The following is a 25,574-nucleotide window of genomic DNA, read 5'->3' on the forward strand; positions in this document are numbered from 1 at the left end:
AAGTTATGCCAGTAACAACACTATGTAAATCTTTGAATGTGAGCACATCTTCATATTACAGATGGATTCATAAACCTATAGGTAAAAGGCAATGCTGAACTAGATGATGCTATTTTAATGAACATAAATCTAGATATGGAAGTGTTAGGATATACAAAGAGCTTAAAGATATGGGTTGGAAAGTTACTCAACCTAGAGTATCTAAACGTATGAAATTACTTGGTTTACATGCTAAAGCGGCTCGTAAGCATAAGAAAACTACAGATTCTAACCACAACAAACATGTTTATGATAATTTATTAGAACAAAACTTCACTGCTTTATCTGTAAATCATAGGTGGGTTACAAATATAACTTATGTACCTACACAAGAGGGGTGGCTGTATCTTTGTGTGATTATACACTCTGATAAAGGGTCACAGTACTGTAGCAAACAATATCAAGACATTATTAAAGAATACTGGCTACTATCAAGTATGAGCTCTAAAGGATGCTGTTACGATAATGCTGCTTGTGAAAGTTTCTTTGGAACTTTAAAAGTAGAGTTAGTACATGATGAAAGCTATAAAACTAGAGAAGAAGCTAAACTATCAATATTTGAATATATTGAAGCTTACTATAATACAAAAAGGAGACATTCTACAATAAATTATATGACTCCATATCAATTTGAATATATAATGGAAAATGAAGTAGTAAACTGTCACAAATTGACGGGGTAGATCATAGAGAGTCGCTTCCATTTGCAGAATATGCTATTAGTGATAGTATTAGTAATGAAAGCACTATAATTATTTTCTTCATATATATCTCCTTCCTATACTAGTTTTATTTAAATTACAAAGAACATATTCTTACAAGGAAATTCTATCACTAGGAAATATTATTTAATAGATTAAAAAGAATCTAAACTAGATAAAATTAGATATTATTATAAATATCTAAGCAAAAGGGTAGCTTCTACTAAAAAATAGATTAGGGTTTGTATATAAACTAATTGAGCTTATATGTAATAGCAAGCACAGTGTATTAGTTACATAAGAATATATTTTAATATTAATGATTTTCTATATTTGATGAAATTTTTTTTAAAGTCTATAACTATATAGCTAGAAAAAATTATCTTGTAGATGAAAAGTCTAAGGCTTAATAAATTTATTTATAAACAGGAAATTTATTACAAAGATCTAAAATTTTAGTAGCTGTGTTTTTTTCTATTTGCTCATTTCCACAGTTAAAGATAACATCTGCTAGCAGGTTAGCAATAAGTTCACATTCTTTTTCTTGAAATCCTCTAGTTGTAATAGCAGGACTTCCAATTCTTAAGCCGCTAGTCACAAAAGGAGAGCGAGGATCATTAGGTATAGAGTTTTTATTCACAGTTATGTTTGCTCTACCTAATGCCGCTTCCGCTTCTTTACCGGAGAACTCAGTATTTGTAATATCTAAAAGTAATAAGTGATTGTTTGTACCACCTGATATGATATTAATGTCACGTTCTTTTAATACTTTCTCAAGAGCTTTGGCATTTTTTAATACTTGCTTTTGGTATTCTACAAAACTAGGTTCTAGAGCTTCCTTAAACGCTACTGCTTTAGCAGCAATTACATGCATCAAAGGGCCACCCTGGATGCCTGGGAAAATAGCAGATTGGAGTTTTTTTGCTAAAGCAGGATTATTGTTGCAAAGTATCAGACCTCCTCTAGGACCTCTTAAGGTTTTATGTGTAGTAGTTGTAGCAACATCTACATATGGAAATGGATTTGGATATAACCCAGTAGCAACTAAGCCAGCAACATGGGCAATATCTGCCATTAAAATGGCATCAATTGAGTTAGCAATTTCTCTAAATTTTTTCCAATCAATAATTCCTGAAAATGCGGAGAATCCTGCAATAATCATTTTTGGTTTATGTTCTTCCGCTAGTTTAGCTACCTGTTTGTAATCTATATCACCATCTTCATCTAAGCCATATTGGATAGGATGATAGATTTTACCAGAGAAATTAACTTTACTACCATGAGTTAAATGTCCACCAGCACCTAGATCCATACCAAGTACAGTATCTCCTGGTTTTAGAACAGCGCTATAGACAGCAGCATTTGCTTGAGATCCAGAATGAGGCTGTACATTTGCATAATCAACACCAAATAGTTGCTGTGCTCTTTCAATAGCCAACCTTTCAGCGATATCAACAAATTCACAGCCACCGTAGTATCTCTTGCCATGATAGCCTTCAGCATATTTATTTGTAAGTTGAGACCCCTGAGCTTCCATAACAGCAGGGCTTGCATAGTTCTCTGATGCTATAAGCTCAACATGTTCATGTTGTCTTTTAACCTCAAGTTCTATAGCATCAAAAATTTCTTTATCAGTACTCTTTAAGTTATTTTTTTCAAAGCTAAACATATTTGGTGATCTCCCGATATTTTTTAGGTGGATAAAATAAATTAAACGTTTAAAATTATAACTTATAATATATGTATATAGAAACAAATTAAAGGCTATGAATAAAGTTATTGATCTTGATGAAAAAGAACGTTTGGAAAGAGAAGAAGAAAATGCGCATTACAGAACTACGAAAAGTAAATCAACAGTGAAAAAAGATGCATTAGATATAACAGATTTTGGACGATCTCTCATCGAGCTTAACAATGAGCAATTAGAAAAACTACCAATATCTGATAGCCTAAAAAATAATATTGTTTCTGCAAGAAATATGCAAAAAATAGCCCTTAAAAGACAAACTCAATTTATAGGTAAGCTTTTAAGAAAAACTGATAACCTTGATGAAATACAGAAAGCTTATGATATTATTGTAAATAAAGACAAAAAGGCAAACTTGCTATTCCAAAGATTGGAGAATATTAGAGATAATCTTTTAGATCCTAACAAAACAAATGAAGCTTTTGATAGGTTAATACAAGAGTTTCCTGATTTAGATATTCAAAAATTAAGACAATTAATTAGAAATCACCATAAAGAAGTAGAGAAAAATAAGCCAAGAAAATCATTTAAAGAGATTTTTAAGTTTTTGAAAGTTCTTTGAAATATAGGTAGAAAAAGATTGTTTATTTTTTAATAGTTAAAATAGTTTTAAAGGAGGATTTGAATGAAAATTGCTCAGATATGTCGAAAACAAGTTCTCGTTAATAATTATGGAGGGACTGAAAGAGTCATCTATTGGCTATCTGGAGCTCTTGCAGATTTAGGACATGATATTTCACTCATAGCTCCCAAAGATAGTTATCATGAAAATACTAAAGTAAAGATAATTGAGTGTAGTGATTTTTCTAACGTTAAGAAGTATATACCTAAAGACACAGATATTGTACATATTCATTATGGTGAGATTGAAGATGTAAAAGATTATAAGTGGTTACTAACTATTCATGGAAATAATAAGAGAAGCTTATTTGACAACAAGTTTCCAGAAAATATTGTGGGTATAAGTAGAAACCATGCTGCTGCACATAACTTGAAATATTTTGTATATAATGGAATAGACTCACGAGAATTTATATTTAATCCACAAAAACAAGATCATTTTCTATTCTTTTCAAAGGATATCTACTAGGATCACCCGCTCTAAAAGCAAGGTCATATTTTTCCAACTCTGGTAATTGATCATATACGGCGCTACTATATATGTATATTTCAATGTTTGGATACAGTTTCAAAAAATCACTCATGATAGAAGCTAATATAAGATTATGAAATCCTATAGGAGTAGATATTCTTATTTATCCTAAATTGCTCATTTATAGTTTAGCTACTTTAGGAACTAAATTCTCAAAATTGTTGTTAAAATTTCATGGGGTATTATATAATAGGGGTTCGGTATCAGAAATTGTAAATAGAGATTCTGGGTTTATTATTAATTATTTAGATCAAATGTCAGATGCCATAGATCAGATTGATAGTATTGACCCATACAAGTGTCGAGAATATACTTTGAATAATTTTGATATCTCTGTTTGCGCTAAAAATTATATAAAACAGTATGAGAGAGTAGTTTCTACTACTTAGAGATTGTCTTATTCAAATTAAAGTATTTTTCTAAAACAAGTAGAGAAATAATTTTCTCTCTGTTTTTGTTCTTGAATTGCTCAACATAATTATTTGCATTTTTAATAATTTTTAGAGCTTCTTCAGGATTTTTGTCATAATAGTCCATCTTTTCTTGAATGTCTGAGTAATCATCTTTTAGAAGAACATAATGGTGGTTTGGGATAAGGGTACCTTCCATAAACCATGTTTCAAATTTTGGCTTTACCATAAAACAAAGAGAGTTTGAATTCATAATCCACTTTAAATTGGTAGCGACATCCACACCCTCAATACTTAGTACGTATCTATATTTTAGTTGTTCAGGTATAGATAAGTAATCCTTATAGTAAGGTTTGATTTGATTTGATTTCATAGTATCTCCAAAGTTTGAGTTCGGTAAATTATATGATTTTTCTATGAATTCCTGACGGTGAGGTACATGGCATTGCCCTCGGAATACTATCGCATTTTTCTTATCCTTAAACGATAAGTGGTCATTAACAAAACGAAAGTGTCGAAGTTTATCTAGCTTTAACAGTACAGAGTTTTGATTATTTCCGTGAATTGGACGACTTTTTACAAATGATGGTAATTGTGGTACTTCTGTTAAATCGGTAAATATGGTTTCAAAAGAATTGTTTTTATTAAAATAGATAAGAGATTCTTTAAAATCGAAATAATAAGCAGATAATTGTTTTTGTCGATCTATTTTACCATTAATACTTATAGGTGTACTACGTTTATAGTTTTTCCATGTCAACGGATTTTCTAATATAAATGGTTGGTGCAGTTTATTGTAATAGTTAACTCTTTGATTAATATAATTTATATCATATTGTTTTATCTGGTTAAGTTTTGAATTTAACTGATATTCATAAATTTTTTTGAAGAAGTTGTTATTGCTAAAATTTTTTGTGTAATACCATAGTTTTTTCATTTTTTAGATAATAATATGTCTCATATTTTAGTCACTATAACATTTTTATGAAATCTTTTTAATAATTGTACTTCTATATATAGAAAGATATAATAGCTTTAATATATTTTTTGTAGTAAAAAGTTAGAGTAAATTATAAAATATTCTGACTTTGGTTTATTATAATTGTTGCTTAAATTGCAGAAGCGAGGAGTTTTATTAGTAGTATGAAAAAAGTGGCGGCTTTTATAGCTGGAGATAAGAATATAATAAGTGCTTCATATTATGTTTTTAAATCATTGTTTGAATACAATAATGGTATTGATGCATACATATGTTTACCAAAAGATTCTTATACAAAAGAAGAAGTTAGCAAATTAGAATCAATAGGTGTAAGGTTATTAGATTTAGAGGATGATAATCTTTTTTCTGGTTTTAAGGCGTGGCCTAAAGAAGTTTTTTTGAATTTTGCGATTCCTGACAAATTATATGAACTTGGCTATGAAGTAGCAATTAAACTGGATTATGATATCCTTATTCAAGGAGATATTGATGTAAAGAAAAATACTCCGAAATCAATATTTAAAGCCACAAAAGGGTTCCAAAAATTTGACCATGTTATCTTGGATTATAGAGATTTTTATAAACAAGAATTTAATTTGACAGAAGAATCTATGAGTAAACCAGCAATATCCTTTGGTTGTGTGTTTATAAACTTAAAAGAATATTATGAAAAAGAGTTCTGGAATAAATTTTGTGATGTATATAAACGAATAATAACAAAATCACCAGATAAAACTAATAAATCAGTTTTTTCAGAGCTTGGAACTGTTGCAGTAACCTTAGAAACCTTTGGGTTTGGCTTTGAAATTTTAGAGGATAAATATAATTATTTTGTATCATCAACAAGACATATAGGACATATAGAATTTATGTTTGATCCAATTGTTATGCATTATAGTGGTAGAAAAAAGCCGTGGAGAAAAGTTGAGTTTATTCGGTATTTCATAAATCCTTATAATTGTTTTTATCTGCAAAAATGGTATGATTATGTTTCTCCGGATAATAGAACTACACTTAAATCAAGATTTATAAAATCTAAATTTTACAGAGCTTATGTATTAGTTTTTACAAGAATAATGAAATCTTTAGGTATATAAGAATGGTTTTAGAAAGTATTAAGGTAAGTAAGTTTTACAATTTTATAAATAGTTTTTTAATATTGTTGGGGATAACTTTTATTTTTACAAAGGTAAATGTACTAGGGATATTTACAGTTGGGGTAATTGTTAATACTTTTATTTTTATATTATTTAATCATAGATATATAAAAGAAATAATTTTAAAAGATTTTAAAAGGATTAGCCTTTTTTTAATATATCCTGTATTTCTTTATATAATGAACATTGTTCATGGAGATGATAAACTACTTTTATTTCAAATATGGGCAGTTCTATTAATATTACCTTTTGTAACTATTTGTGTAAGACAGCTATATAAAATTAAATTAGATTATTTACTTTATGCATTTGTTTTATCTGGTTTAATATTGATGATGAGGTTAATAATATATTTGTTATTTAATAGTCATCAAGATAGATTCCAGAATGTAACGCCATATAATACGATACATTCTGGACTTTTAGTTGCTATGTATTGTGCAATGAGTATTTATTTATTTATTGAGTTTTTAAATCTGAAAAAATATGGGCAAAGCATATTGTTTATAGTACTATTCATTGTCTCTTTAATAAGTCTCTTAGCGGTAGCTAGCAAAGGTCCAATACTTGCTTTTTTACTTATATTTCTATTTATAATCATATTTAAGCTAGGTATTAAGAAGTCATTTATATTTTTGGCTATATTATCAGCTTTTTTTGTGGTTATTTATTTTAGTTTAGGGAATGTTATTTCAAATAAGATTGATCTTAGTAGATTTAATCAAGTAGTTAATATAGAACAGCAATATAAGAGTAAAGCCGATACATCTACTGGTATTAGGTTACAATTATATAAAGTTGGTATAAGATCATTTATCGAAAGTCCAATTACTGGTCTAAGTTATGCGGATATTTCAAAATTAGAAAATAAGATGATAAAAAAAGGTGAGATAGAACCTTTTGTTAAAACGTATTTTCATTTTCATAATGATTTATTAAACTCGTTAGGACATTATGGAATCTTAGGGGGAATAGGTATAATAGTCTTTTGGGTAATGTTATTTAAATTTTACCCTAGAATAAGTTGTTTGGGTGAAAAAAATAATATACATATTAGGTATATTATGTTTATTATCTTTGGGATGTTTATATTATCATCATTTACTGACGCTTACATATTCGGTTCAACTAGACCAACTATGATATTACTGTTTGTATGTTCTATAATATATTCAATTAAGTTTGATACTAAGAATAAAGATTGTGAATAATAAAAGTATTAAAAATATTAATGTCATAGGATTATCACTAGGTCGTCGTTTTTCTGGTATTAATGCTAGTATGTTAGCTGTTATACCAGAGCAAAATGAGATAATTAATATTGCTGCAATGGGTTTTAATATTGAAGCTAAAGATATAAAAACAATAAGGTTTAGAGATTTTTTATTTGGATGCTGGCGTGATAAGTGGCGTATTTGGCATGCACGTAGAAATATTGATATGTTAGTTGGAATAATACTTAAATATATTTTTCGTTATAAAATAATTTTAGTTTTTACTTCTGTAGCACAACGTCATCATAAGAAACTTACACGATTTTATATAAACAGAATGAGTGCTGTTATTTGTCCATCTGAAATATCTGCATCATATATTGAAAGGACTTCTTATATTGTTCCTCATGGTGTTAATACACAAGTTTTTTATCCAGCAAAGGATAAGATGAAAATCAGAGAGGGTAAGAAGTTAGTTGGGCAGCATAGTATAGGTATATTTGGTCGAATTAGAAAATCAAAAGGTTCAAAAGAGTTTATTGATGCGATAATACAAGTCCTAGAAAAATATCCAAACTGGAGTGCGGTAGTAATTGGTGAGGCAACACCTAAAGATCAAGAATTTAAAGAAACTTTAGAAAAAAAAGTAAAAGATTCGGGTTTGGGTGATAGAATAGTTTTTACAGGGTTCATAAATAATCCTAACGAAATCCCTGGTTGGTATAGAGCATTAGATATAGTTGTTTGTGCTAGTCATAAAGAAGGCTTTGGCTTACCTGCATTAGAAGCAATGGCATCTAAGTGTGCAGTTATTGCTACAAAGGCAGGGGCTTGGCCTGAGATAATTGCAGATGATAGAAATGGTTACTTGGTAGATACTCAATCAAGTCAGCAAATTGTGGAAAAACTTGAAATACTTATAAGTAATAATGATTTGAGAGAAAAAATATCTCAGAATGGTTATGAATTAGTAAATTCTAAATATAAAATTCAAAATGAAGCTAAGGGTATTCAAGAAGTTTATAATAAACTGTTAGATAAGAAGAAGTGATTTGAGATATTCTTTTGATTATTTTTTGTTTATATTCACTAGAGCATTTGTAATATCATTATTTGGAAAAGCAAGTTTTTCTAAAACTATATCAAATCCTTTAGAATTCTCTTTATCCAAAGTATTTAGATCAACTACTACAGGGTCATTAGGATGATAATATGTAGAAATATAAAGCTTATTGTTGTTTAGGTTTTTAATTACAACATAAGCAGTATGATCAAACATTTTTTTACCTTGTAATTGATCTGCTACAACACCTTTAGCAATATCTACATTATGTAGGATATGAGTGACTTTTGAAACTAGATCTGCATCATTATTAGGGGCTTTATTATTTGAATAATAGCCAATTGCCGCAGCTCTAACAAATCTTGATGGAGGAGAGTAATCACCTGGAATTCCAAGCAAGCCACCACCTACGAAGCCACTTATATCTTGAAGTGTTTTTTCATGTTTGTCAGTATTTATGACATCACTAATTTTAAGATTAGTTGGAGTTTTATTATTTAGTGATAAATAGTTTTTTAAGTTAAGTAATTGCCAATCGTAAGTAGGAGCATTAGTCATTACTTTGACATTTGAATTAACATCATAGAATTTAACTTTTCCATCTATGTATTCTACAACCAATCCAGCACCACTTTTATCAGTAATTAAGAAGTGTACCTCTGGAGATATGCCATCAATCATTATGCTTTTATCAGACCAAACTTTATAATTTTTTAATGCCTGCTTAGCTTGATTAACATTAGCAAACTGGCTTAATATGAATGTTGTAGATTCAATTATAGAAGCATATTGAGTATCGTTTTTGTTTACTGTTTGGTATTTTGTAAAGCCTGGTAAATAGTTGGCACTAAGGCTTAGACCTTGACTATTCTGTCCATCTATTACAAGAGTTTGCCCATCTTTTGATAAGCCTGTTGCTAAGACAGAATATTTGGATTTATATTGATGTTTAGAAAGATCCAAATTGCTAGGAGCTGTGAGATAATGCTGTGTATTTTTAGGGATATAAATAAGCTGCCAATTCCAATTAAGAGCCCATTCCATAGTTCTTCCTGAAACTACATCTCCTTTTTTATCTACCAAGGTTATAGCTGTACAAGCTAGAGACTGAGAAAAAAGCATTAGGGTGATTAACGTATATGCAAATAGTTTTTTAGATAAACTTTTCATCAAAGACCTCTTAAAGTTGAGTTACCTAATCTAAATATTAGCATAGATTCACTTGTCAAATACTAGTTATATTTTGATATTGCTATATTATATTTGATAAGTAGAATAAATGTTATAAGTAGTAAATGGTAGGTATTTCAACGCAAAAACATCCTAAAGCACTCTGGTATATTATTGCAATATATATGTGGGAATATTTTAGTTTTATGGAATGAGAGCGTTACTTATTTTATATTTAATAGATTATCTTAAGTTAGGAGATACTACATCTTATGCTGTTGCAGGTGCATATGTTACGCTGTTTATTTGTCACCAATAGTTGGAGGTATCGTTGCAGATAAAATTTTAGGCTATAAAAAAGCAGTAATTTATGGTGCAGGTTTTATGTCTGTAGGCCACCTTATTTTAGGTTTTGGTGGTGATAGTATGCTTTTCTATGGTATGGCATTTATTGTTTGTGGTTATGGGTTTTTTAAAAGTAATGTATCTTGTTTACTTGGACAACAATACTCTGCAGAGGATCCCAAAAAAGATTCAGCATTTACACTATTATATTTAGGTGGAAATCTTGGTGGGATTGTAGCTCCAGCACTTTGCGGTTTAGCTGCTCATTATTATGGCTGGCATTATGGTTTTGGTATTGCTGGTATTGGAATGATTTTTGGTTTGATTATTTTTATATTTGGATCTAAATATATTCCAGATGTTATTCCTGAAAATCCGATATCAAAAAAATTACAATCATTTGTGGTAATTTTAAGTATTCTAGTTGTTCTATGTGTTGGCTATTTTGCATTGGAATTATTATGGGATGGCTACTTGCTAGCAGTTGTTACTGCTATTACAATAGTGTATTTTATTATAATTTTATTCAAAATTGATTCTTCTACAAGAAAATCATTGCTTATTTTAGTACCTTTTTTCATTTTCGGTATAGTATTTTGGATGTTTGATGAGCAGCTTTATACGTCAGTGGAAGTATTCATTCATAGAAATGTCAATACACATCTACTTGGCATAGATATACCAGCAAGTATATTTACTTCAATGAATACACTGTCTATTTTATTTGGAGGTTTAGTTGTTGCATGGATGTGGAAGAGGGTTAAATCGCTAGATAATGATTTTGGCAGAATGATTAAGTTCTCTTTTGGTTTTATTTTCCAATTGTTATGTTTTATTTTATTTTTTATAGCAGCAAAAATGCAAGCATAGATGGTACAACTTCAGCATTGCTTGTTATAATCGCATTAGCGTGTTTGGGATTATCAGAACTATTTATTGATCCAATAGGATTATCTAAGATTACATCAATTAAAGATAAAAAATATACTGGTTTTCTAGCAGCTGCCTATATGCTTTTTACAGGAAGTATAGCTGGATTTATTGGTGCTAAAGTTGCTGATCTTGCTTCATTTGGAAATACTGACTCAAAGACTTTTGAGTTAATTAGCCAAGCAAAATTGTTCCAAGGATTGTTTATTCATATTATATTTGTAATATCTATAACTATATTGTTGTGGTTTGTAGTGGCATTTTTTATTAAGAAGTTAAAATAATATATTATTTGGATTTAGATGATCATCAAATTTAGTTCTATTGATTAATAAGTGTAAAATGCTAGGTTTTAGATATGGTTTTTAAGTAAATAGTTTATACTTAGCATGAAATTGAAAAGATATTTTAATCTGATTAAATTAATCATAAATTTGGAATAAATAATATTAATGGAAACTCAGCAAAACCACACTATAAGTAATATACTAATAGCTGTTACTTTTGTTTTACTAGCACAGCTAGTTACAGGAATAAATATTACAGGCTCTAAATATATTATTGAGACTACTCCTATTTTGATTTTAGTTGAATCAAGGTTTGTAATAGGGGCATTATTCCTTATTATCGTATTTCTTTGTTTAAGTAAGCAAAAGAAAAAATCTGAATTTACTGCAATAAAAACTCTAAATAAAAAGCAATGGTTAGTATTGATAGGTCAGGCACTTGGTGGAGGAGCATTATTTAACCTAATCATGTTAGCTGGTGTTCAATTTACTTCTGCTAGTATGGCAGGTGTGATAACTAGTACGTTGCCAGCGATGGTATTAGTATTAATGTTTTTGTTGTTAGGTATACGTTTAACTCCTTTAAAAATCACTTGTGTTAGCTTAGCTGTATTGGGGCTAATTATTATTAATGTCAATGGAATAATTCAACCTAAAATTACAAGGTTAAACCTACTAGGTGATTTTATTATATTTCTTGCAATGATACCAGAAGCAATGTATTACGTACTTGTGAAAGCTATGCCACTACATATTAAGCCATTAACAAATGCCATTTTAGTTAATGTCATTAATGCAGTTTTTGTTGCACCATTTATGTTTTTTACTCATTATGATACTTTACAAAAGCTTAATAGTCTTCAATGTTGGATTATCTTACTACTGGGTATAATATCTGGATTATTTTATTTATTTTGGACAAAAGGTTGTCAGTATTTAGAGGCTTCAACAACTGGTATGATTACAGCAATGATGCCAATTTTTACCTTAATTTTATCATGGCTATTTTTGAATGAAACAATTAATCTTACTCAAACATTAGCGATGCTTTTAATTGTTGGATCAATTATTATTGGCAACTGGAAAAGAAAAAAATGCTAGTAGCTTTATACATTTTTAGCAGTATAAAGACAAAGATAACATTAGTTTTATAATACCCCATGAAATTTTAACAACAATTTTGAGAATTTAGTTCCTAAAGTAGCTAAACTATAAATGAGCAATTTAGGATAAATGTAAATGAGTAATAAGAGAAAAATATATACCGTTGAATTTAAGACTAAAGTTGTCTTGGAAGTATTGGGGAAAGATCAAACAATCACACAGTTATCAGTAAAATATAATATTACGCCCAAAAACATAAATAATTGAAAAACAGCCTTTTTAGAAAATGCTGAGTTGGCAATGGATCCATCCAAATCAGTATCACAATATAAAAAAGACAATGCAAAGCTTCAAACCAAGATAGATCAGTATTCTAAGAAGGTTGGACAACTAACAATTGAGAAGGAATTTCTTGAGGGAAAGCTCGTAAGCTTGGGATTATCTGATAGAAAAGCGATGATTGATCCTAAGCATAAATTATCTGTTGTAAAACAAAGTTTCTTATTAGAAGTTTCTAGAGCTGGTTTATATTACAAGCCTGTGGTTAACGAACATAAAGAAGAAGTAAAAGCAAAGCTTATACAGATACATGAGGAGATTCCCTGCTACGGCTATATAAAAGCTCATAAGCAATTAATAGAAGATGGGTTTAGCATCTGTGAGAACACAGTACAAAAGTATCGTAAAGAGTTAGGCATCAAAGCTATATTGGCGGTGAAAAAACCAAACTTAAACTTATCTGAACCTAACAAAGAGCATGCTATTTATAGTTACAAACTAAAAGGTTTAAGCATATTGAGACCTAATCAAGTTTGGTCTACAGATATTACATATATTAAGACTGATGCTGGCACAGTTTATATGGCAGCTATTATTGATTGGTACTCTAAGGCTGTACTAAGTTGGGAGATATCCAACACTATGGATAGTAGTTTAGTTATGAAAGTTTTAAATGAAGCTCTGTATAAATATGGAGTACCAGAAATATTTAACACTGATCAAGGTAGCCAGTACACATCTAACATTCATATCCAAACATTATTGGATAAAAAAATTACTATATCTATGGATGGTAAAGGTAGAGCAACTGATAACATTTGCATCGAAAGATTTTGGAGAAGTGCTAAATGTGAGAGATTTTATTTAAATCAATATCCTGGCATTGTTGAACTAAGAAACGATGTGGATGATTATATAGATTTTTATAATAATAGAAGATTTCATGAGTCTATCAATTATAAAAAACCTATGGAATTTTATTACGATAACTTATTGGAAAAACGGGCAGCTTAGATGGGAACTAAATTCTCAAAATTGTTGTTAAAATTTCATGGGGTATTATAATTTAACCATGAGTTCATTTATGGTTACTACAGTTATTTTATTATCGATATCAGGAGCCAATATCTCTATCAAAAAATTAATTCATAGGATCTTAGGTACTATAGTAGGCGTAATAGTAGGAGGCTTAATAATTTATATGAATATCAACTATATATTTATATATCTTTTAATATTCTTTATTGTAGCTAATGTTGGATTTTTTTTATGTTTACAAGTCATTATTTTATAGCTGTAGCATTTATTACAACTATGCTTGTAAGTAATTTATACATATTTTCAGCATTTGATCCTACTTTATTTGTTAATATTTCAAGCTCTAGTTTTTTAATGGATCGCTTCTTTAATGTATCGATGGGATGCTTTATTGTTATGGTATTTACAATATTGATCCCTGACAAAAAAGTTTAGCACTCTGAGTTATATGTATTGTTATTACAAACAAAAAAAGGATAAATAGCTATTATTTCTCCATTGTATAAAATAACTTTAGCTTTTGAACGTTTTGATGAGGATATTTTTAGCTCTTGAAATAATATTTTTAACTTATTAGCTTTGTTTCTACCGGGATATTTACATTTATCATCAGCTTGTCTATCTCGGATAGTTAGTTTATTTAATTCATAATTTTTATAAGTTTCAGTTTTTAACCACTCTAGTATCTCAGTATGGTTTGCTGAAAAAGTAAGTGTTGGCACATCTTTTATCAAAAGCTGATCATATTCAATAGATATATCATAGAGTTGACTAATGTTAATTTTCCAACCAGTAGATGCATTATTAGTTCCGAGATAAATATCTTGTATTTGTTTATTTTTAAGGCTTTGTAGAGTGTTTTGCTTAAACCAAAAATGTATAATGCTTTTTTGAATGGCTTCATCTAAACTAATAAGTTTAGAGATGATGATATTATTATTTTGTGATATTTGATCTAGTTCCTCAGCTATTAATTTATTTAAAATATTATTACTTTGTCCGCAAATACTAGCACTGCGAGAGAGCGTTTCAGCAATGTTAGGGTTTACTTGTTGCAAAATAGGAATCACTTTATTACGAATTAGATTGCGACGATATTTGATATCTAGGTTGCTATCGTCATAGATATAATCGATATTGTTTTGTTGAGCAAATACTTCAATATCAAGTTTCTTGTAACTAAGAAGTGGGCGTAAAACTACACCAATGTCTAGTTTCCTATAATAGGGTATTCCAGCTAGTCCAGCTAGTCCAGAACCTCGCATAACTTGGATAAGAAATGTTTCTGCTTGATCATCTTGATGATGGCCAAGTAGCAGAAGAGGATTAGAATAGTTTTTCATTATTTTTTGAAAAAAAATCATTCGCTGTTTACTTGCCCAAGCTTCAAAACTTTCACCTTTGGGAGCTTGTTCTAGTGAATGACTAATAAATTGCGTGCGATATTTTTCACAGGTTCTTTGGCAATGCATTTGCCATTTTAGAGAGTTTGGATGAATATTATGATTTATATAAATAGCAATTATTGGAATATCTAGATTTTTAGTGATATTTAACAAAACACTTGAATCAATTCCTCCACTATAACCAATGATTATGTGAGAAGGAGATAGTTTTTTTATTTCATTTGAGACAAGAGTTTTATTTATAGACATTTATACTAAATAACGAGTTTTTATAGTAGCATAGATCTTCTTAAATTCATCAACAAGATCTCTAGATTCATCTGATGTTGATTGGATATCCATAACTACATAACCAATATTTTCTAGAGTTCTTAAATATTGACCTTCAACGTTTATATTTTTAGCAGCAAGTATTTTATTTAACTCATTCATCATGCCTGGAATATTTTCATGGATATGTAATATTCTATGAGTGTTAGTATGTGTTGGTAGGGATATTTCAGGAAAGTTTACAGCGTTTAGTGTTGAACCATTATCCGAATATTTGATAAGTTTAGCACTAACTTCATTAGCAATGTTTTCTTGAGCTTCTAGTGTACTACCACCAATGTGTGGAGTTAAAAAGACATTATCAAAGTCCTTTAAAGGATTTTCAAATACCTCACCCTTTGAAGAAGGCTCTTTAGGAAAAACATCTATAGCAGCACCTTTTAATTTACCATTTTTCAGAACTTTAACTAAAGCGTCAATATCAACAACGTTTCCACGAGAAGCATTTATTAAGACAGAGTTCTCTTTCATAGCTTCAAATTGTTTAGTTGAAATCATATTAGCAGTAGTAGATAGTTGTGGTACATGCAATGAAACCACGTCAGATTGTTTTAGAAGCTGATATAGACTACTTACTTGCGTTGCATTTCCTAGTGGTAGCTTTTCTTCAACATCGTGAAATATTACATTTAAGCCAATACTTTCTGCTAAGACACTAAGTTGCATACCTATGTGGCCATAGCCAATAATTCCTAGAGTTTTTCCTCTAATTTCATTGGCATTTTCAGCAGACTTTAGCCATTGTCCACGATGTGCTTTGGCATTTTTATCAATGACATTTCGAATCAGTAAAATAGCCTCAGCTAATACAAGTTCGGCAACACTCCGAGTATTTGAAAAAGGTGAATTAAAAACAGGTATACCTAAATCATGAGCAGTTTTAAGATCAACTTGATTTGTACCAATGCAAAAGCATCCTATGGCAGTAAGATGTTTAGATTGTTCAAGAACTTCTTTTGTCAGTTGTGTGCGTGAGCGTAAACCAACTATTTTAAAATCTTTTAGCTTATCTATTAGCTCTTGGGACTCTAGCGCAGTGTTAAGTAGCTCTATATTCTCATAACCAGCTGCTTTAAATCCTTCTAAAGCATTTAAATGAACTCCTTCAAGAAGTAAGATGGGAATTTTCTTTTTATTGAGAGATAATTGAGTCATTTATAGTCCTTTATATTGATATCTTTGCTTTAATAGCAGGATTATGTTTGTAGTTCTCAAACTCAAAATCTTCATATTTGTAATCAAAGATAGAGTCTGGTTTTCTTAGTATCTTTAACATTGGTAATTCTAAAGGTTTACGACTAAGTTGCTCATTAACTTGTTCAATATGATTGTTATAAATATGGCAATCTCCACCAGACCAAATAAATTCACCAACACCTAGGCTACATTGTTGAGCAATCATGTATGTTAGTAATGAGTAACTTGCAATATTAAATGGTACACCAAGAAAAGCATCAGCACTTCGTTGGGTAAGCATACAAGATAACTTATTATTAGCAACATAGAATTGAAACATTGCATGACATGGAGGTAGTGCAGAATTACCTATCTTAACATTCTCTTGAGGAAGTATTTTTTCAGATGGTACAACACAAGGGTTCCATGCTGATACTAAAATTCTACGTGAATTTGGATTCGCTTTTAGCATATCTACAACTTCGGTTATTTGATCAATACCTTGTCCATTAAAGTCACGCCATTGCTTACCATAAATAGGACCTAGTTCACCATCTTCTGTAGCCCATTCATTCCAGATACGTACTTTATTCTCATTGAGATATTTTACATTAGTACTACCACTTAGAAACCATAGAAGTTCATGAACAACGCTAGGTAGATGGATTTTTTTAGTAGTAACTAGAGGAAAACCTTCTTGAAGATCAAAACGCATTTGGTAGCCAAAAACACTTTTAGTACCTGTTCCAGTTCTATCTCCTTTAGCTGTGCCGTTTTCTTTTATATATTTTAAAAAATTTAGGTATTCTCGCATTTATTTTTTCCTCTTAACTTGATAAATAGAACAATTAAAATTATTGCTCCTAATATAATCATAGGTAGAGATAGGATTTGCCCCATAGTCATCCAGTTAAAGAATATATAACCATATTGAGGGTCTGGTTGTCTAAAGAATTCACAGATAAATCTAGCATAACCGTATAAAAGCATAAATAGACCTAAAACTAAATAACGAGGTCTTTTTTTCATAGTTACAAGCCAGAGCACAGTAAATAGCACAACTCCTTCAAAGAAGAACTCAAATAACTGAGAAGGGTACCTTGGTAAAGGTCCCCCTGTTGGAAAAACCATACCAATAGGGGAGTCTGTTACCCGTCCCCAAAGTTCACCATTTATAAAATTACCAATTCTACCTGCACCAAGTCCTATAGGCACCACAGGAGCTACAAATTCTCCTAAATCAAAGAAATTAGCACCTACTTTTCTTGCATATAAGGCAAATGCTATAAGTACTCCGATAAAGCCTCCATGGAACGACATTCCGCCATCCCATACGAAAAACATCTGCGTAGGGTTATGGAAATAGTATGGTAAATTATAAAAAATTATATAACCAATTCTACCACCAAGAATAACTCCTAAGGCAACATAGAAAACCAAGTCTCCAACTTGATCTGGCTTTACAGGAGCCCAAGGTTTTTTATTAGCTCTATATTTAAGTAAAGCCCAGCCAGCGAAAATTCCAAATAGATACATTAAACCATACCAATGAATTTCAATAGGTCCAAGTTTTAATGCGATCGGATTAAAATGATGATAGTGCAACATTATTTAACCTTATATAAGCGTTTGAGATTCAAAGTCTACAGCTGGAGAATAGTTAATATATTCAGACTGCTGTGTTATCTGAGTATTTTTTTCAGTAGATTTCTCTTTTTTCACACTTTCTTTTTTGGTATTTTTATCAGCAGTTTTTTCTTTAGCAGGTTTTTCTTTAGCAGGTTTTACTTTTTCAGCCACTTTTTCTTGCTTTTCATCTAAGAGCTTCTTCTCTTCTACAGTTTTTACCTCTTGAGTTTCTTCAAGAGTTTTCTCCACTTGTGCTTTAGCATCTATTTCATTATCAACTGATATAGTATTAAACTTTAAGTATTTTTGAGTTTTTACTTTTTCTTCAGTATTGATTTTTTTAGCACCATCATCTTTTAAGCTATCATAATTCTCTAAAACATCTTTAACCATTACAGAGACAAACTCATCAGGATTTTTAGAAATAACTTTTTTGATATTATCTACATTGTTATTGGATATTTGATTACCATATTTTACTTTTGTAATATCAACAACTTCCTCAGCACTATTAATGCTAATGTTATTGCTTCTATTATCATTTTTATTATTTGATTTTTTATCAAATCTATCGTTATTTTTCTTATTTTTATTACGATCATTTGATCTGTTATCATTATTGTTTCGGTCATTACGTTGATTATTCTCTCTTTGAGTTTTTTGAGAATTATCATAGTTTTTATTATTTCTATTTTTATTCATTTGATCGTTTGAGTTGTTATTATTACGATCATTACGTTGATTATTTTCTCTTTGAGGTTTACTGTTTTGCGATCTTTGAGGACTGCTAGCTTTGCTATTATTTTTATTATTTCTATTATTAGGTTTTTGTATTTCTTTAGTAGTTTCAACTTCTTTTTCAGAGTTACTTGAGAAAACAGTCACTAATTTAGCAAAGAAACCTTTGTTTTTAGATTGTTCTTTTGTTTTTGGAGCAGTATTTTCCTTTTTTTCACTAAGTTGCTGATTTTTTTGTTTAATATTTTCAGCCTTGCTTTCCACTTTAGCAGAAACTTCTTCATCTATAGTTTTACTTAGATCTACAGCTGCAATCTTTTTCTTTCCAGCTTTCGGAATTTCAACGCTATAAACATCTTCAATCAGATCAGGGCTTGAACGGTTAGATTTATAGCTAGATCCCCAGATTCTTTGCATTTGGAACTTAGGAGATTCCATATTGAAATTAGGTATAATCATTATTCTTACATCTGAGATTCTTTCAATGTCAACTATACTGTCTCTTTTTTCATTCAGGATATAAGCTGCTATATCTACTGGAACTTGAACTCTGATTTCGTTAGTATCATCTTTTATAGCTTCTGCTCTAATTTTACGTAAGATAGTAAGAGCCGTTGCCTGAGTTGTTTTTATAAATCCGTGACCTTCACAACGAGGACACTTTTGCATGACACTTTCATTTATAGAAGAGCTTAGGCGTTGTCTTGAGATCTCCACAAGCCCAAGTTTAGAGATACGTGACATTTGGATACGTGCTTTATCTTGCTGTAGTGCATCCATCAGTTTTTCTTCTACTTGTTTTCTATTTGGATAAAAAGACATATCAATGAAGTCAACAATAACAAGTCCACCTAAATCTCTGATTCTAAGTTGTCTCGCTACCTCTTCAGCAGCTTCTAAGTTTGTTTTAAATGCTGTGGTTTCGACATCTTCAGCTTTGTTAGCTCTAGATGAGTTTACATCTATTGCAACTAATGCTTCTGTAGTATCGATTACGATAGATCCGCCAGATGGTAAACGAATCTCTCTTTTATATGCGTTCTCGATTTGTTGATCTATGCCAAATTGAGCAAACAAAGGTAGCTCTTCGTTATAGAATTTAACTTTATTTATATCAAAACTTTGTCTTAGTAGACCAAGTTGTCTTTTAACGTCATGGTAGCATTCTTTAGAGTCAACGATAATTTCTCTTACATCTTCTTTTAAGTGATCTCTTACCGTTCTTACAATAATGTCACTCTCTTTGTGTAAAAGAGCAGGTTTATTAATTTTATGATAAGTTTGAGAAATAGAAGTCCATAATTCAGCTAAAGTGTCAAAGTCATGCTTTAGCTCTTCAAAAGAACATTCAACACAAGCAGTTCTTGCGATAACACTCATGTTTTTAGGAATGTTTAGATCTTTTAAGTATTTTTTTAATTTTTCTCTATCTTCACCTTCAACACGACGAGAAATACCACCACCATTAGGATTATTTGGTAGTAAGACCATATAAGATCCTGCCAAAGTAATAAATGTAGTTAGTGCAGCACCTTTGTCACCACGTTCTTCTTTATCCATTTGGACTATTAATTCTTGACCTTCAGATAGTAAAGGGGCTATATTGTCACCATTAGGGACATCTTTAAAATAGTATTCTGAAACTTCTTTAAATGGTAGGAATCCATTTTTTTCTTCACCATAGTTTACAAAAATAGCATTTAAACTAGGCTCTATTCTAGATATGTATCCTTTATAAATATTAGCTTTTTTCTGTTCTCTATCAACATTTTCAATATCTAAATCTATAAGTTTCCCATTGTCCAGGGTAGCAATTCTAGTTTCTTCACTACTTTTGCTATTTATTAATATTTTTTTCATTCTTAATTCCTTCAATAAGTGTAATTCATAGTTGGCTGTTTAACGAGTCAACTCGCTTTTGGTCATTTTATAGACCTCTTTTTTTTAAAATCGCTATATATTTTTAAGCTAGACCTTCATAAGAGGTTAGTTGGATTTACCATCTCCAATAATACGCTTAATGTTAGTTGCGATCTTGCTAAAGTACTATGTACGCAATTATTTGATATAATAGCAACATTGAATATTAAATGAAAGAATAATTAAGTTTTAAATGAGTCTTATTTATTTAGATTATGCGGCTACAACACCACTTAGTGCTAAAGTTAAGCAAGCTATGTTAAGTTCTATTAGTGGTGATAATGATTTTTTTAATTCTGGTTCATCCACATATGATCAAGCGGAACTTGTTAAATCTAAAATTGAGTCAGTAAGGCAATGTATTGCAATAACTTTAAATGCTCTATCACGTGAGATAATATTTACTTCTGGAGCTACTGAATCTAATAACCTTGCTATAAAAGGCATAGCATATTCTTATAAAAATAAAGGCAATCATATAATAACTTCAAAAGTAGAACATAAGGCTGTGCTAGATGTTTGTAGGTTTCTTAAAACACAAGGGTTTGAAGTTACATACCTTGATGTTAATGAGTTTGGTGAAATTAATCTTAATCAGCTAAAAAAGTCAATAATAGAGCAAACAATACTTGTAAGTATAATGGCTGTTAATAATGAGCTTGGGACTAAAAATAATTTATTAGAAATTGGAAAAATCACTAGAGAAAAAGGAGTGGTTTTTCATGTTGATGCTGCTCAGGGGTATGGCAAAGTTGATATAGATATAAAAAACATGAATATTGATCTATTATCTGTTTCAGGGCATAAATTATATGCTCCCAAAGGAGTGGGTTTTTTGTATGTAAGATCAAAACGACCTAAAGTAAAGTTGGTCAAACAAATACATGGAGGAGCTCAGGAGTTTGGCTTAAGAGCTGGAACATTAGCAAATTATCAAATATTTGCTTTAGGGGTGGCATGTAAAGAAATGTTTGCTAAAAAAGAGCAAAATATGAAGCATGTAAAAGAGATACAAAATCAGTTCTTGAAAATTATATCTCAAACAGAGTATATAAAAATAAATACAAATATTGAGAATAGCTATCCAGGGATTTTAAGTATTACATTTTTAGGTATTAAAGGAGAGGCTTTGTTGGCTATGTTAGATGGTATTTGTTTGTCGATGGGATCTGCGTGTAACTCTCAAGCAGTTGAGCCATCCCATGTTTTAACAGCAATAGGGTTAACCTCAGATCAAGCTGAGTCGACTATTAGAGTTTCATTTGGCTTGCAAACTACGCAGCGACAAGTCAAATATGTAGCATCTAGTATCAAACAAAAAGTAGAGCTTTTAAGAGCGTTATCCCCACAAGGAGAAGCGAATGTATAATAAATTGGTAAAAGATCTTTTATCTGAAATGAAAATTGAAGATAGTAATATCTTAGCTGAACAACAAAAGTATCAGGTTAAAGATAGTTTCTCATCAGTAGAGTTATATATCTCTGATAATGCTATATCTTATAGAGTTTTCGGTGATACGTATATTATGGCTATGGTTAAGTTTTTACAAATTAAATTACAGAATAAGCATAAGCTTAGAAATATAACTTTAGACAAGCTAGTTACAGATTTTGATTTACCAGAAGTCAAGTATAGAAATGCTTTACAAATAGTTGAGCTAATAGAGAAAATAAATGAGAGATCAGCTATATAATTTTTATATATTACATCAGCGTAAGTATAAAGAGAATACTTTGTTGGTTAGTATATTCACGCAAGAATTTGGTAAATTATCTGCTATAGTTAGAACTAGCAAAAAGACGGCAAATTTATATCAACCTTTAATTAAACTTAGAGGTCAAATTAGTTTTGCAAAAAAAGAAGAGGGACTTAATAAAATATATAATACCGAGCCTGTCGAGTTTTCTTATCAGAGCTCATATATTAACTTATTGTCGCTACAGTATATTAATGAGTTGATATATATATTATTGAGCCACTCACATGAGGAGGAGCTTTTATTTGATAAATATGCCTTTATCTTGAAAAGTATTAATGATAATAATTATAGATATTTATTAAGAATGTTTGAGTTAGAGCTTTTAGAGAGTCTTGGTCAAGGAATATATGTCGATTGTGATACTGAAAATGTGCCGATAGAATGTAATTGTAATTATTATATTTTTCCTCATAATTTTAAAAGATCTATAAAAGCTTTTTCAAATACTGTTAGAGGGAGCAAGCTTTTAAAAATTAATCAGCCAATTAGTATGTGGGATGAGAATGATTTAAAAGCTATATCAAGAGTAACACGAATATGTATAGATAATGTTTTAGCAGGCAAAAAACTAAAATCTCGAGAGCTATTAATTGATTATTTAAATTTAAAAAGAAGATGAATTCTTATTTAACAACTTGTTTTTGAGAGCTTTTATAAAAGATATTGTTGGTGGTATCAAAGATATAACAATAATCAAAATTATAAATAGGCCAAAGTATTTTTTGACAAAAGCGTTATTGCTAAAGAAAAATGCAATATAAACAATTAAATAGACCCAAATAAATGCTCCGACAATTCCCATAATTACAAATTTAGAGTACTTCATGCGTGCCATACCAGCTGTAAATGGCATAAAAGTTCTAATTATTGGTGTGAATCTAGCAAGAACTATAGCTATAGGCCCATATTTATTAAAGAACTTTTGAGCTTTTTCTAGATGAGCAGTTTTTAATATTTTGGCATCATCTTTAAAAATACGCTTACCAACAACTCTTCCTAAGAAATAATTGCAAGAATCGCCACATATAGCAGCAAGAACTAATATAGGAGCTACTAAATGTATGTTTAAAGTCGTTGCAGCGCCTGTAAGACCAAGAGCAAATAAAAGTGAGTCTCCAGGTAAAAAAGGTGTTATAACTAGCCCAGTTTCACAAAAAATAACTAAAAAAAGTAATAAATAAGTCCAATCTCCTAAAATATTAATATAAGTACTTATAAATTGATCTAAGTGTAATACAATATGTAATAGTGTAGTGATAGTATCCATTAGGATGACCTTTCAATGATTTGTCGTTAGATTATAGAAAAATAATCTTAAAAGGTTAAGGTTTTTTTACTTTTATTTTATTTTTGAGAGATTTAAAAGAAATTTGTATAAGAATAAATGCAATTATAAGCATTATAATAAGGCTTAAATATCTTTTTATAAAAGGATTATCACTAAAAAAATAAATAGTATATGTTATTGAAAAAGACCAAATAATAGCTGAAATTGCACCAAAAGTAACAAATTTGAAGTAATTCATACGACTGACACCTGCTACAAAAGGAGTTAATGTTCTAACAAAAGCAATAAAGCGTGAGAAGATAATTGCTTTGTTACCATGTTTGTTTAGAAAGTCTTTTGTTTTAATTAAGTATGCTTTTTTAAAAATCTTGGCGTGGCTACTAAATATTTTTTCACCGATAAACCTACCTGTAATGTAGTTGCAGCTATCACCAATCACAGCTCCTAGACATATTGATAGTACAGCCAAGTGGATATTTAAGCCTGTTGCTGCAGCTGTTATACCAACTGTAAATAGCAGAGAGTCTCCAGGAAAAAAGATTCCTAATACAGACCCAGTTTCACAAAAGATTATAAAAAATAGAAGGATATAAAACCACATTCCAAGAGTGTTAACAAAATAATTAATATATTCATTAAAGTGTATAATAAAATCAAACATGATCTAGTTACTCCGGCCTGATTTTAATTGATAAAGCATGAATGTATGGCATAAGGTTGTTAATAGCCTTATAGATTTCTTTATGTGATGAGATTTTTCTCATAGTATTTAGCTTGTCAGAAGAGATGTTTATTGCAAAATGATATTTACCTTCAGTATAACCTTTATGCTTTACATGTTTATGGGTTTCATTAATTATTTTGATATTTGCTTGAGGATCTATTTTAGAGAGTATCAGTTCTTTAATTTTGTTTGTTACAGTAATACTATCCATCTCATAGAATCCTTGTTGGTGTAATTATTGTATCAAGTTGAATATCATACGTATTAATGATAATAGCATCATTTTGCTGTTCATCAAAGGCTATACCTATAGTTATAGGCACATTATTGGTGTTTTTAAAGCTTAGCGAGAAGTCATAGAAACCACCCCCCATACCCATTCTATACCTATCTTTGGTGAATCCAACGACGGGAACTATAATTACATCTAATTCCCATGGAGCTACTATATCTTGAGGTTTATAAATTGGCTCTTTGATTTTATATTTATTTAAATAATAGTTTTTAGAATCTTTAGCAAACCATAGTCCATGTTTTACAAAAGGGTGTACTATTGGTAGATAAATATTATCAAAATAAGTGTTTATTAAGGAGGTATCTGTTTCATTTTTAAGTGATAAAAAGCTTGCTATCTTAGCATTTTCAGAGATGTTTTGTATATGATTAATAACCTTTTGATTTAGCTTGGTTGATAAAGAGTTTTTATTTTTTAGATTATTTCTACTATCAAGTAGATGTTTGCGAATTTGAGTTTTATTCATAGCAACACTCTCAAATATTAATAAAATAGTTGTCCAGACTACCGTTTTAGCTCAATGTTCTTGATCCCTTTTGGTATCAAGTGGGCGTCATAGTTTCAACGTTGGGCTTCTTTGTCAGTGCAAAGCACCAAAGCTTGCTCTCTAGTCAAAACACCAAGACTTCCCTTTTCTAATTAGTATCGGCTCAAGATTGTAGCTAAACCACTAATAATCCAGACAACTAAAC

Annotated in this window: 28 protein-coding genes, 1 other RNA gene and 1 pseudogene; 17 read left to right on the forward strand and 13 right to left on the reverse strand. The window is 30.1% G+C overall.

Features of this window, described 5'->3' with window-relative positions:
* Positions 1 to 170 precede the first annotated feature (170 nt).
* Entirely contained in the window at positions 171 to 722 is a 552-nt protein-coding gene (locus CDV26_RS03315) for an IS3 family transposase (protein ID WP_088773436.1), read from the forward strand.
* A 433-nt stretch (positions 723 to 1,155) separates the two neighbouring features.
* Here the strand turns inward: CDV26_RS03315 and glyA are convergent, their stop codons facing one another.
* Entirely contained in the window at positions 1,156 to 2,409 is a 1,254-nt protein-coding gene (gene glyA, locus CDV26_RS03320; protein ID WP_088772087.1) for a serine hydroxymethyltransferase, read from the reverse strand.
* 97 nt (positions 2,410 to 2,506) lie between these two features.
* Here glyA and yjgA point away from each other — a divergent pair, with 97 nt between their 5' ends.
* From yjgA to CDV26_RS03335, 3 genes are all read left to right on the forward strand, one after another.
* On the forward strand, positions 2,507 to 3,049 hold the full coding sequence (yjgA, locus tag CDV26_RS03325; protein ID WP_088772088.1) for a ribosome biogenesis factor YjgA: 543 nt from the start codon (positions 2,507 to 2,509) through the stop codon (positions 3,047 to 3,049).
* A 63-nt stretch (positions 3,050 to 3,112) separates the two neighbouring features.
* On the forward strand, positions 3,113 to 3,577 hold the full coding sequence (locus CDV26_RS12405; RefSeq protein ID WP_245806493.1) for a glycosyltransferase family protein: 465 nt from the start codon (positions 3,113 to 3,115) through the stop codon (positions 3,575 to 3,577).
* A 176-nt stretch (positions 3,578 to 3,753) separates the two neighbouring features.
* Positions 3,754 to 4,029 (forward strand): hypothetical protein, encoded by a 276-nt coding sequence (locus CDV26_RS03335; RefSeq protein ID WP_088772089.1) that lies wholly within the window; start codon positions 3,754 to 3,756, stop codon positions 4,027 to 4,029.
* Here the strand turns inward: CDV26_RS03335 and CDV26_RS03340 are convergent.
* Positions 4,022 to 4,987: a glycosyl transferase family 90 gene (locus CDV26_RS03340; protein ID WP_088772090.1), complete on the reverse strand. Its 966-nt coding sequence runs from the start codon at positions 4,985 to 4,987 to the stop codon at positions 4,022 to 4,024. The genes CDV26_RS03335 and CDV26_RS03340 overlap by 8 nt on opposite strands.
* 206 nt (positions 4,988 to 5,193) lie before the next feature.
* Between CDV26_RS03340 and CDV26_RS03345 the strand changes: the two genes are divergently transcribed.
* The 3 genes from CDV26_RS03345 (at position 5,194) to CDV26_RS03355 (ending at position 8,451) form a co-directional block, all read left to right on the forward strand.
* Positions 5,194 to 6,126: a glycosyltransferase gene (locus CDV26_RS03345; RefSeq protein WP_088772091.1), complete on the forward strand. Its 933-nt coding sequence runs from the start codon at positions 5,194 to 5,196 to the stop codon at positions 6,124 to 6,126.
* A 239-nt stretch (positions 6,127 to 6,365) separates the two neighbouring features.
* Positions 6,366 to 7,397 carry an O-antigen ligase family protein gene (locus CDV26_RS03350; RefSeq protein WP_157671422.1) on the forward strand — a complete coding sequence of 344 codons (1,032 nt, stop codon included), beginning with the start codon at positions 6,366 to 6,368 and terminating at the stop codon, positions 7,395 to 7,397.
* Positions 7,390 to 8,451: a glycosyltransferase family 4 protein gene (locus CDV26_RS03355; protein WP_088772093.1), complete on the forward strand. Its 1,062-nt coding sequence runs from the start codon at positions 7,390 to 7,392 to the stop codon at positions 8,449 to 8,451. The genes CDV26_RS03350 and CDV26_RS03355 overlap by 8 nt, the downstream gene beginning before the upstream one ends.
* Before the next feature lie 18 nt (positions 8,452 to 8,469).
* On the opposite strand, the gene CDV26_RS03360 is transcribed toward CDV26_RS03355, so the two are convergent.
* Entirely contained in the window at positions 8,470 to 9,633 is a 1,164-nt protein-coding gene (locus CDV26_RS03360; RefSeq protein WP_088772094.1) for a choloylglycine hydrolase family protein, read from the reverse strand.
* Positions 9,634 to 9,939: 306 nt separating this feature from the next.
* Here CDV26_RS03360 and CDV26_RS03365 point away from each other — a divergent pair, with 306 nt between their 5' ends.
* The 7 genes from CDV26_RS03365 to CDV26_RS03385 all read left to right on the forward strand — a co-directional run bounded on the left by CDV26_RS03365 (position 9,940) and on the right by CDV26_RS03385 (position 14,051).
* Positions 9,940 to 10,848, forward strand: coding sequence for a peptide MFS transporter (locus CDV26_RS03365; RefSeq protein WP_245806494.1), 909 nt, complete (start codon positions 9,940 to 9,942; stop codon positions 10,846 to 10,848).
* Complete coding sequence (locus tag CDV26_RS14115) at positions 10,806 to 11,192, forward strand: MFS transporter (protein WP_245806495.1); 387 nt, start codon at positions 10,806 to 10,808, stop codon at positions 11,190 to 11,192. Before CDV26_RS03365 ends, CDV26_RS14115 begins: the two co-directional genes overlap by 43 nt.
* Before the next feature lie 168 nt (positions 11,193 to 11,360).
* A complete protein-coding gene (locus tag CDV26_RS03370; RefSeq protein WP_088772095.1) occupies positions 11,361 to 12,296 on the forward strand; it encodes a DMT family transporter in 936 nt (311 codons plus the stop codon).
* A 138-nt stretch (positions 12,297 to 12,434) separates the two neighbouring features.
* Positions 12,435 to 12,566, forward strand: coding sequence for a transposase (locus CDV26_RS13505; RefSeq protein WP_169709695.1), 132 nt, complete (start codon positions 12,435 to 12,437; stop codon positions 12,564 to 12,566).
* Positions 12,567 to 12,599: 33 nt separating this feature from the next.
* On the forward strand, positions 12,600 to 13,592 hold the full coding sequence (locus tag CDV26_RS03375; protein WP_088771586.1) for an IS3 family transposase: 993 nt from the start codon (positions 12,600 to 12,602) through the stop codon (positions 13,590 to 13,592).
* Positions 13,593 to 13,662: 70 nt separating this feature from the next.
* Positions 13,663 to 13,872 carry a hypothetical protein gene (locus tag CDV26_RS13935; protein ID WP_420809894.1) on the forward strand — a complete coding sequence of 70 codons (210 nt, stop codon included), beginning with the start codon at positions 13,663 to 13,665 and terminating at the stop codon, positions 13,870 to 13,872.
* Entirely contained in the window at positions 13,848 to 14,051 is a 204-nt protein-coding gene (locus CDV26_RS03385; protein ID WP_088772097.1) for a hypothetical protein, read from the forward strand. Before CDV26_RS13935 ends, CDV26_RS03385 begins: the two co-directional genes overlap by 25 nt.
* On the opposite strand, the gene tilS is transcribed toward CDV26_RS03385, so the two are convergent.
* The 5 genes and pseudogenes from tilS to CDV26_RS03410 all read right to left on the reverse strand — a co-directional run.
* On the reverse strand, positions 14,048 to 15,271 hold the full coding sequence (tilS, locus tag CDV26_RS03390) for a tRNA lysidine(34) synthetase TilS (protein WP_088772098.1): 1,224 nt from the start codon (positions 15,269 to 15,271) through the stop codon (positions 14,048 to 14,050). The genes CDV26_RS03385 and tilS overlap by 4 nt on opposite strands.
* The gene (serA, locus tag CDV26_RS03395; protein ID WP_088772099.1) at positions 15,272 to 16,507 is read right to left on the reverse strand and encodes a phosphoglycerate dehydrogenase; all 1,236 of its coding nucleotides are present in this window, start codon (positions 16,505 to 16,507) and stop codon (positions 15,272 to 15,274) included.
* 10 nt (positions 16,508 to 16,517) lie between these two features.
* On the reverse strand, positions 16,518 to 17,342 hold the full coding sequence (locus CDV26_RS03400) for a thymidylate synthase (protein ID WP_088772100.1): 825 nt from the start codon (positions 17,340 to 17,342) through the stop codon (positions 16,518 to 16,520).
* Positions 17,327 to 18,136: a prolipoprotein diacylglyceryl transferase gene (gene lgt / locus CDV26_RS03405; protein ID WP_088772101.1), complete on the reverse strand. Its 810-nt coding sequence runs from the start codon at positions 18,134 to 18,136 to the stop codon at positions 17,327 to 17,329. The genes CDV26_RS03400 and lgt overlap by 16 nt, the downstream gene beginning before the upstream one ends.
* A 294-nt stretch (positions 18,137 to 18,430) precedes the next feature.
* Positions 18,431 to 20,755 (reverse strand): annotated as a pseudogene (locus CDV26_RS03410) (Rne/Rng family ribonuclease); the annotation flags it as partial.
* Positions 20,756 to 21,008: 253 nt separating this feature from the next.
* On the opposite strand from CDV26_RS03410, the gene CDV26_RS03415 reads away from it, so the two are divergent.
* From CDV26_RS03415 to recO, 3 genes are read left to right on the forward strand one after another with little or no spacing between them, the layout of a single operon-like run.
* Positions 21,009 to 22,184: a cysteine desulfurase family protein gene (locus tag CDV26_RS03415; RefSeq protein WP_088772103.1), complete on the forward strand. Its 1,176-nt coding sequence runs from the start codon at positions 21,009 to 21,011 to the stop codon at positions 22,182 to 22,184.
* Positions 22,177 to 22,509: a hypothetical protein gene (locus CDV26_RS03420; protein ID WP_088772104.1), complete on the forward strand. Its 333-nt coding sequence runs from the start codon at positions 22,177 to 22,179 to the stop codon at positions 22,507 to 22,509. Before CDV26_RS03415 ends, CDV26_RS03420 begins: the two co-directional genes overlap by 8 nt.
* Positions 22,490 to 23,194, forward strand: a complete 705-nt coding sequence (recO, locus tag CDV26_RS03425) for a DNA repair protein RecO (RefSeq protein WP_088772105.1) — start codon at positions 22,490 to 22,492, stop codon at positions 23,192 to 23,194. The genes CDV26_RS03420 and recO overlap by 20 nt, the downstream gene beginning before the upstream one ends.
* On the opposite strand, the gene CDV26_RS03430 is transcribed toward recO, so the two are convergent.
* From CDV26_RS03430 to ssrS, 5 genes are all read right to left on the reverse strand, one after another.
* Entirely contained in the window at positions 23,180 to 23,842 is a 663-nt protein-coding gene (locus CDV26_RS03430; protein ID WP_088772106.1) for a VTT domain-containing protein, read from the reverse strand. The two genes, recO and CDV26_RS03430, sit on opposite strands and share 15 nt — an antisense overlap.
* 55 nt (positions 23,843 to 23,897) lie before the next feature.
* Positions 23,898 to 24,524 (reverse strand): VTT domain-containing protein, encoded by a 627-nt coding sequence (locus CDV26_RS03435; protein WP_088772107.1) that lies wholly within the window; start codon positions 24,522 to 24,524, stop codon positions 23,898 to 23,900.
* A 7-nt stretch (positions 24,525 to 24,531) separates the two neighbouring features.
* The gene (locus tag CDV26_RS03440; protein ID WP_088772108.1) at positions 24,532 to 24,798 is read right to left on the reverse strand and encodes a BolA family protein; all 267 of its coding nucleotides are present in this window, start codon (positions 24,796 to 24,798) and stop codon (positions 24,532 to 24,534) included.
* A 1-nt stretch (position 24,799) separates the two neighbouring features.
* Complete coding sequence (locus CDV26_RS03445; RefSeq protein ID WP_088773437.1) at positions 24,800 to 25,348, reverse strand: 5-formyltetrahydrofolate cyclo-ligase; 549 nt, start codon at positions 25,346 to 25,348, stop codon at positions 24,800 to 24,802.
* A gap of 26 nt (positions 25,349 to 25,374) precedes the next feature.
* Positions 25,375 to 25,570: non-coding RNA, 6S RNA (gene ssrS / locus CDV26_RS03450), on the reverse strand.
* Between the last annotated feature and the right edge of the window lie 4 nt (positions 25,571 to 25,574).

Source organism: Francisella halioticida, from assembly GCF_002211785.1.
Taxonomy (GTDB): Bacteria; Pseudomonadota; Gammaproteobacteria; order Francisellales; family Francisellaceae; genus Francisella; species Francisella halioticida.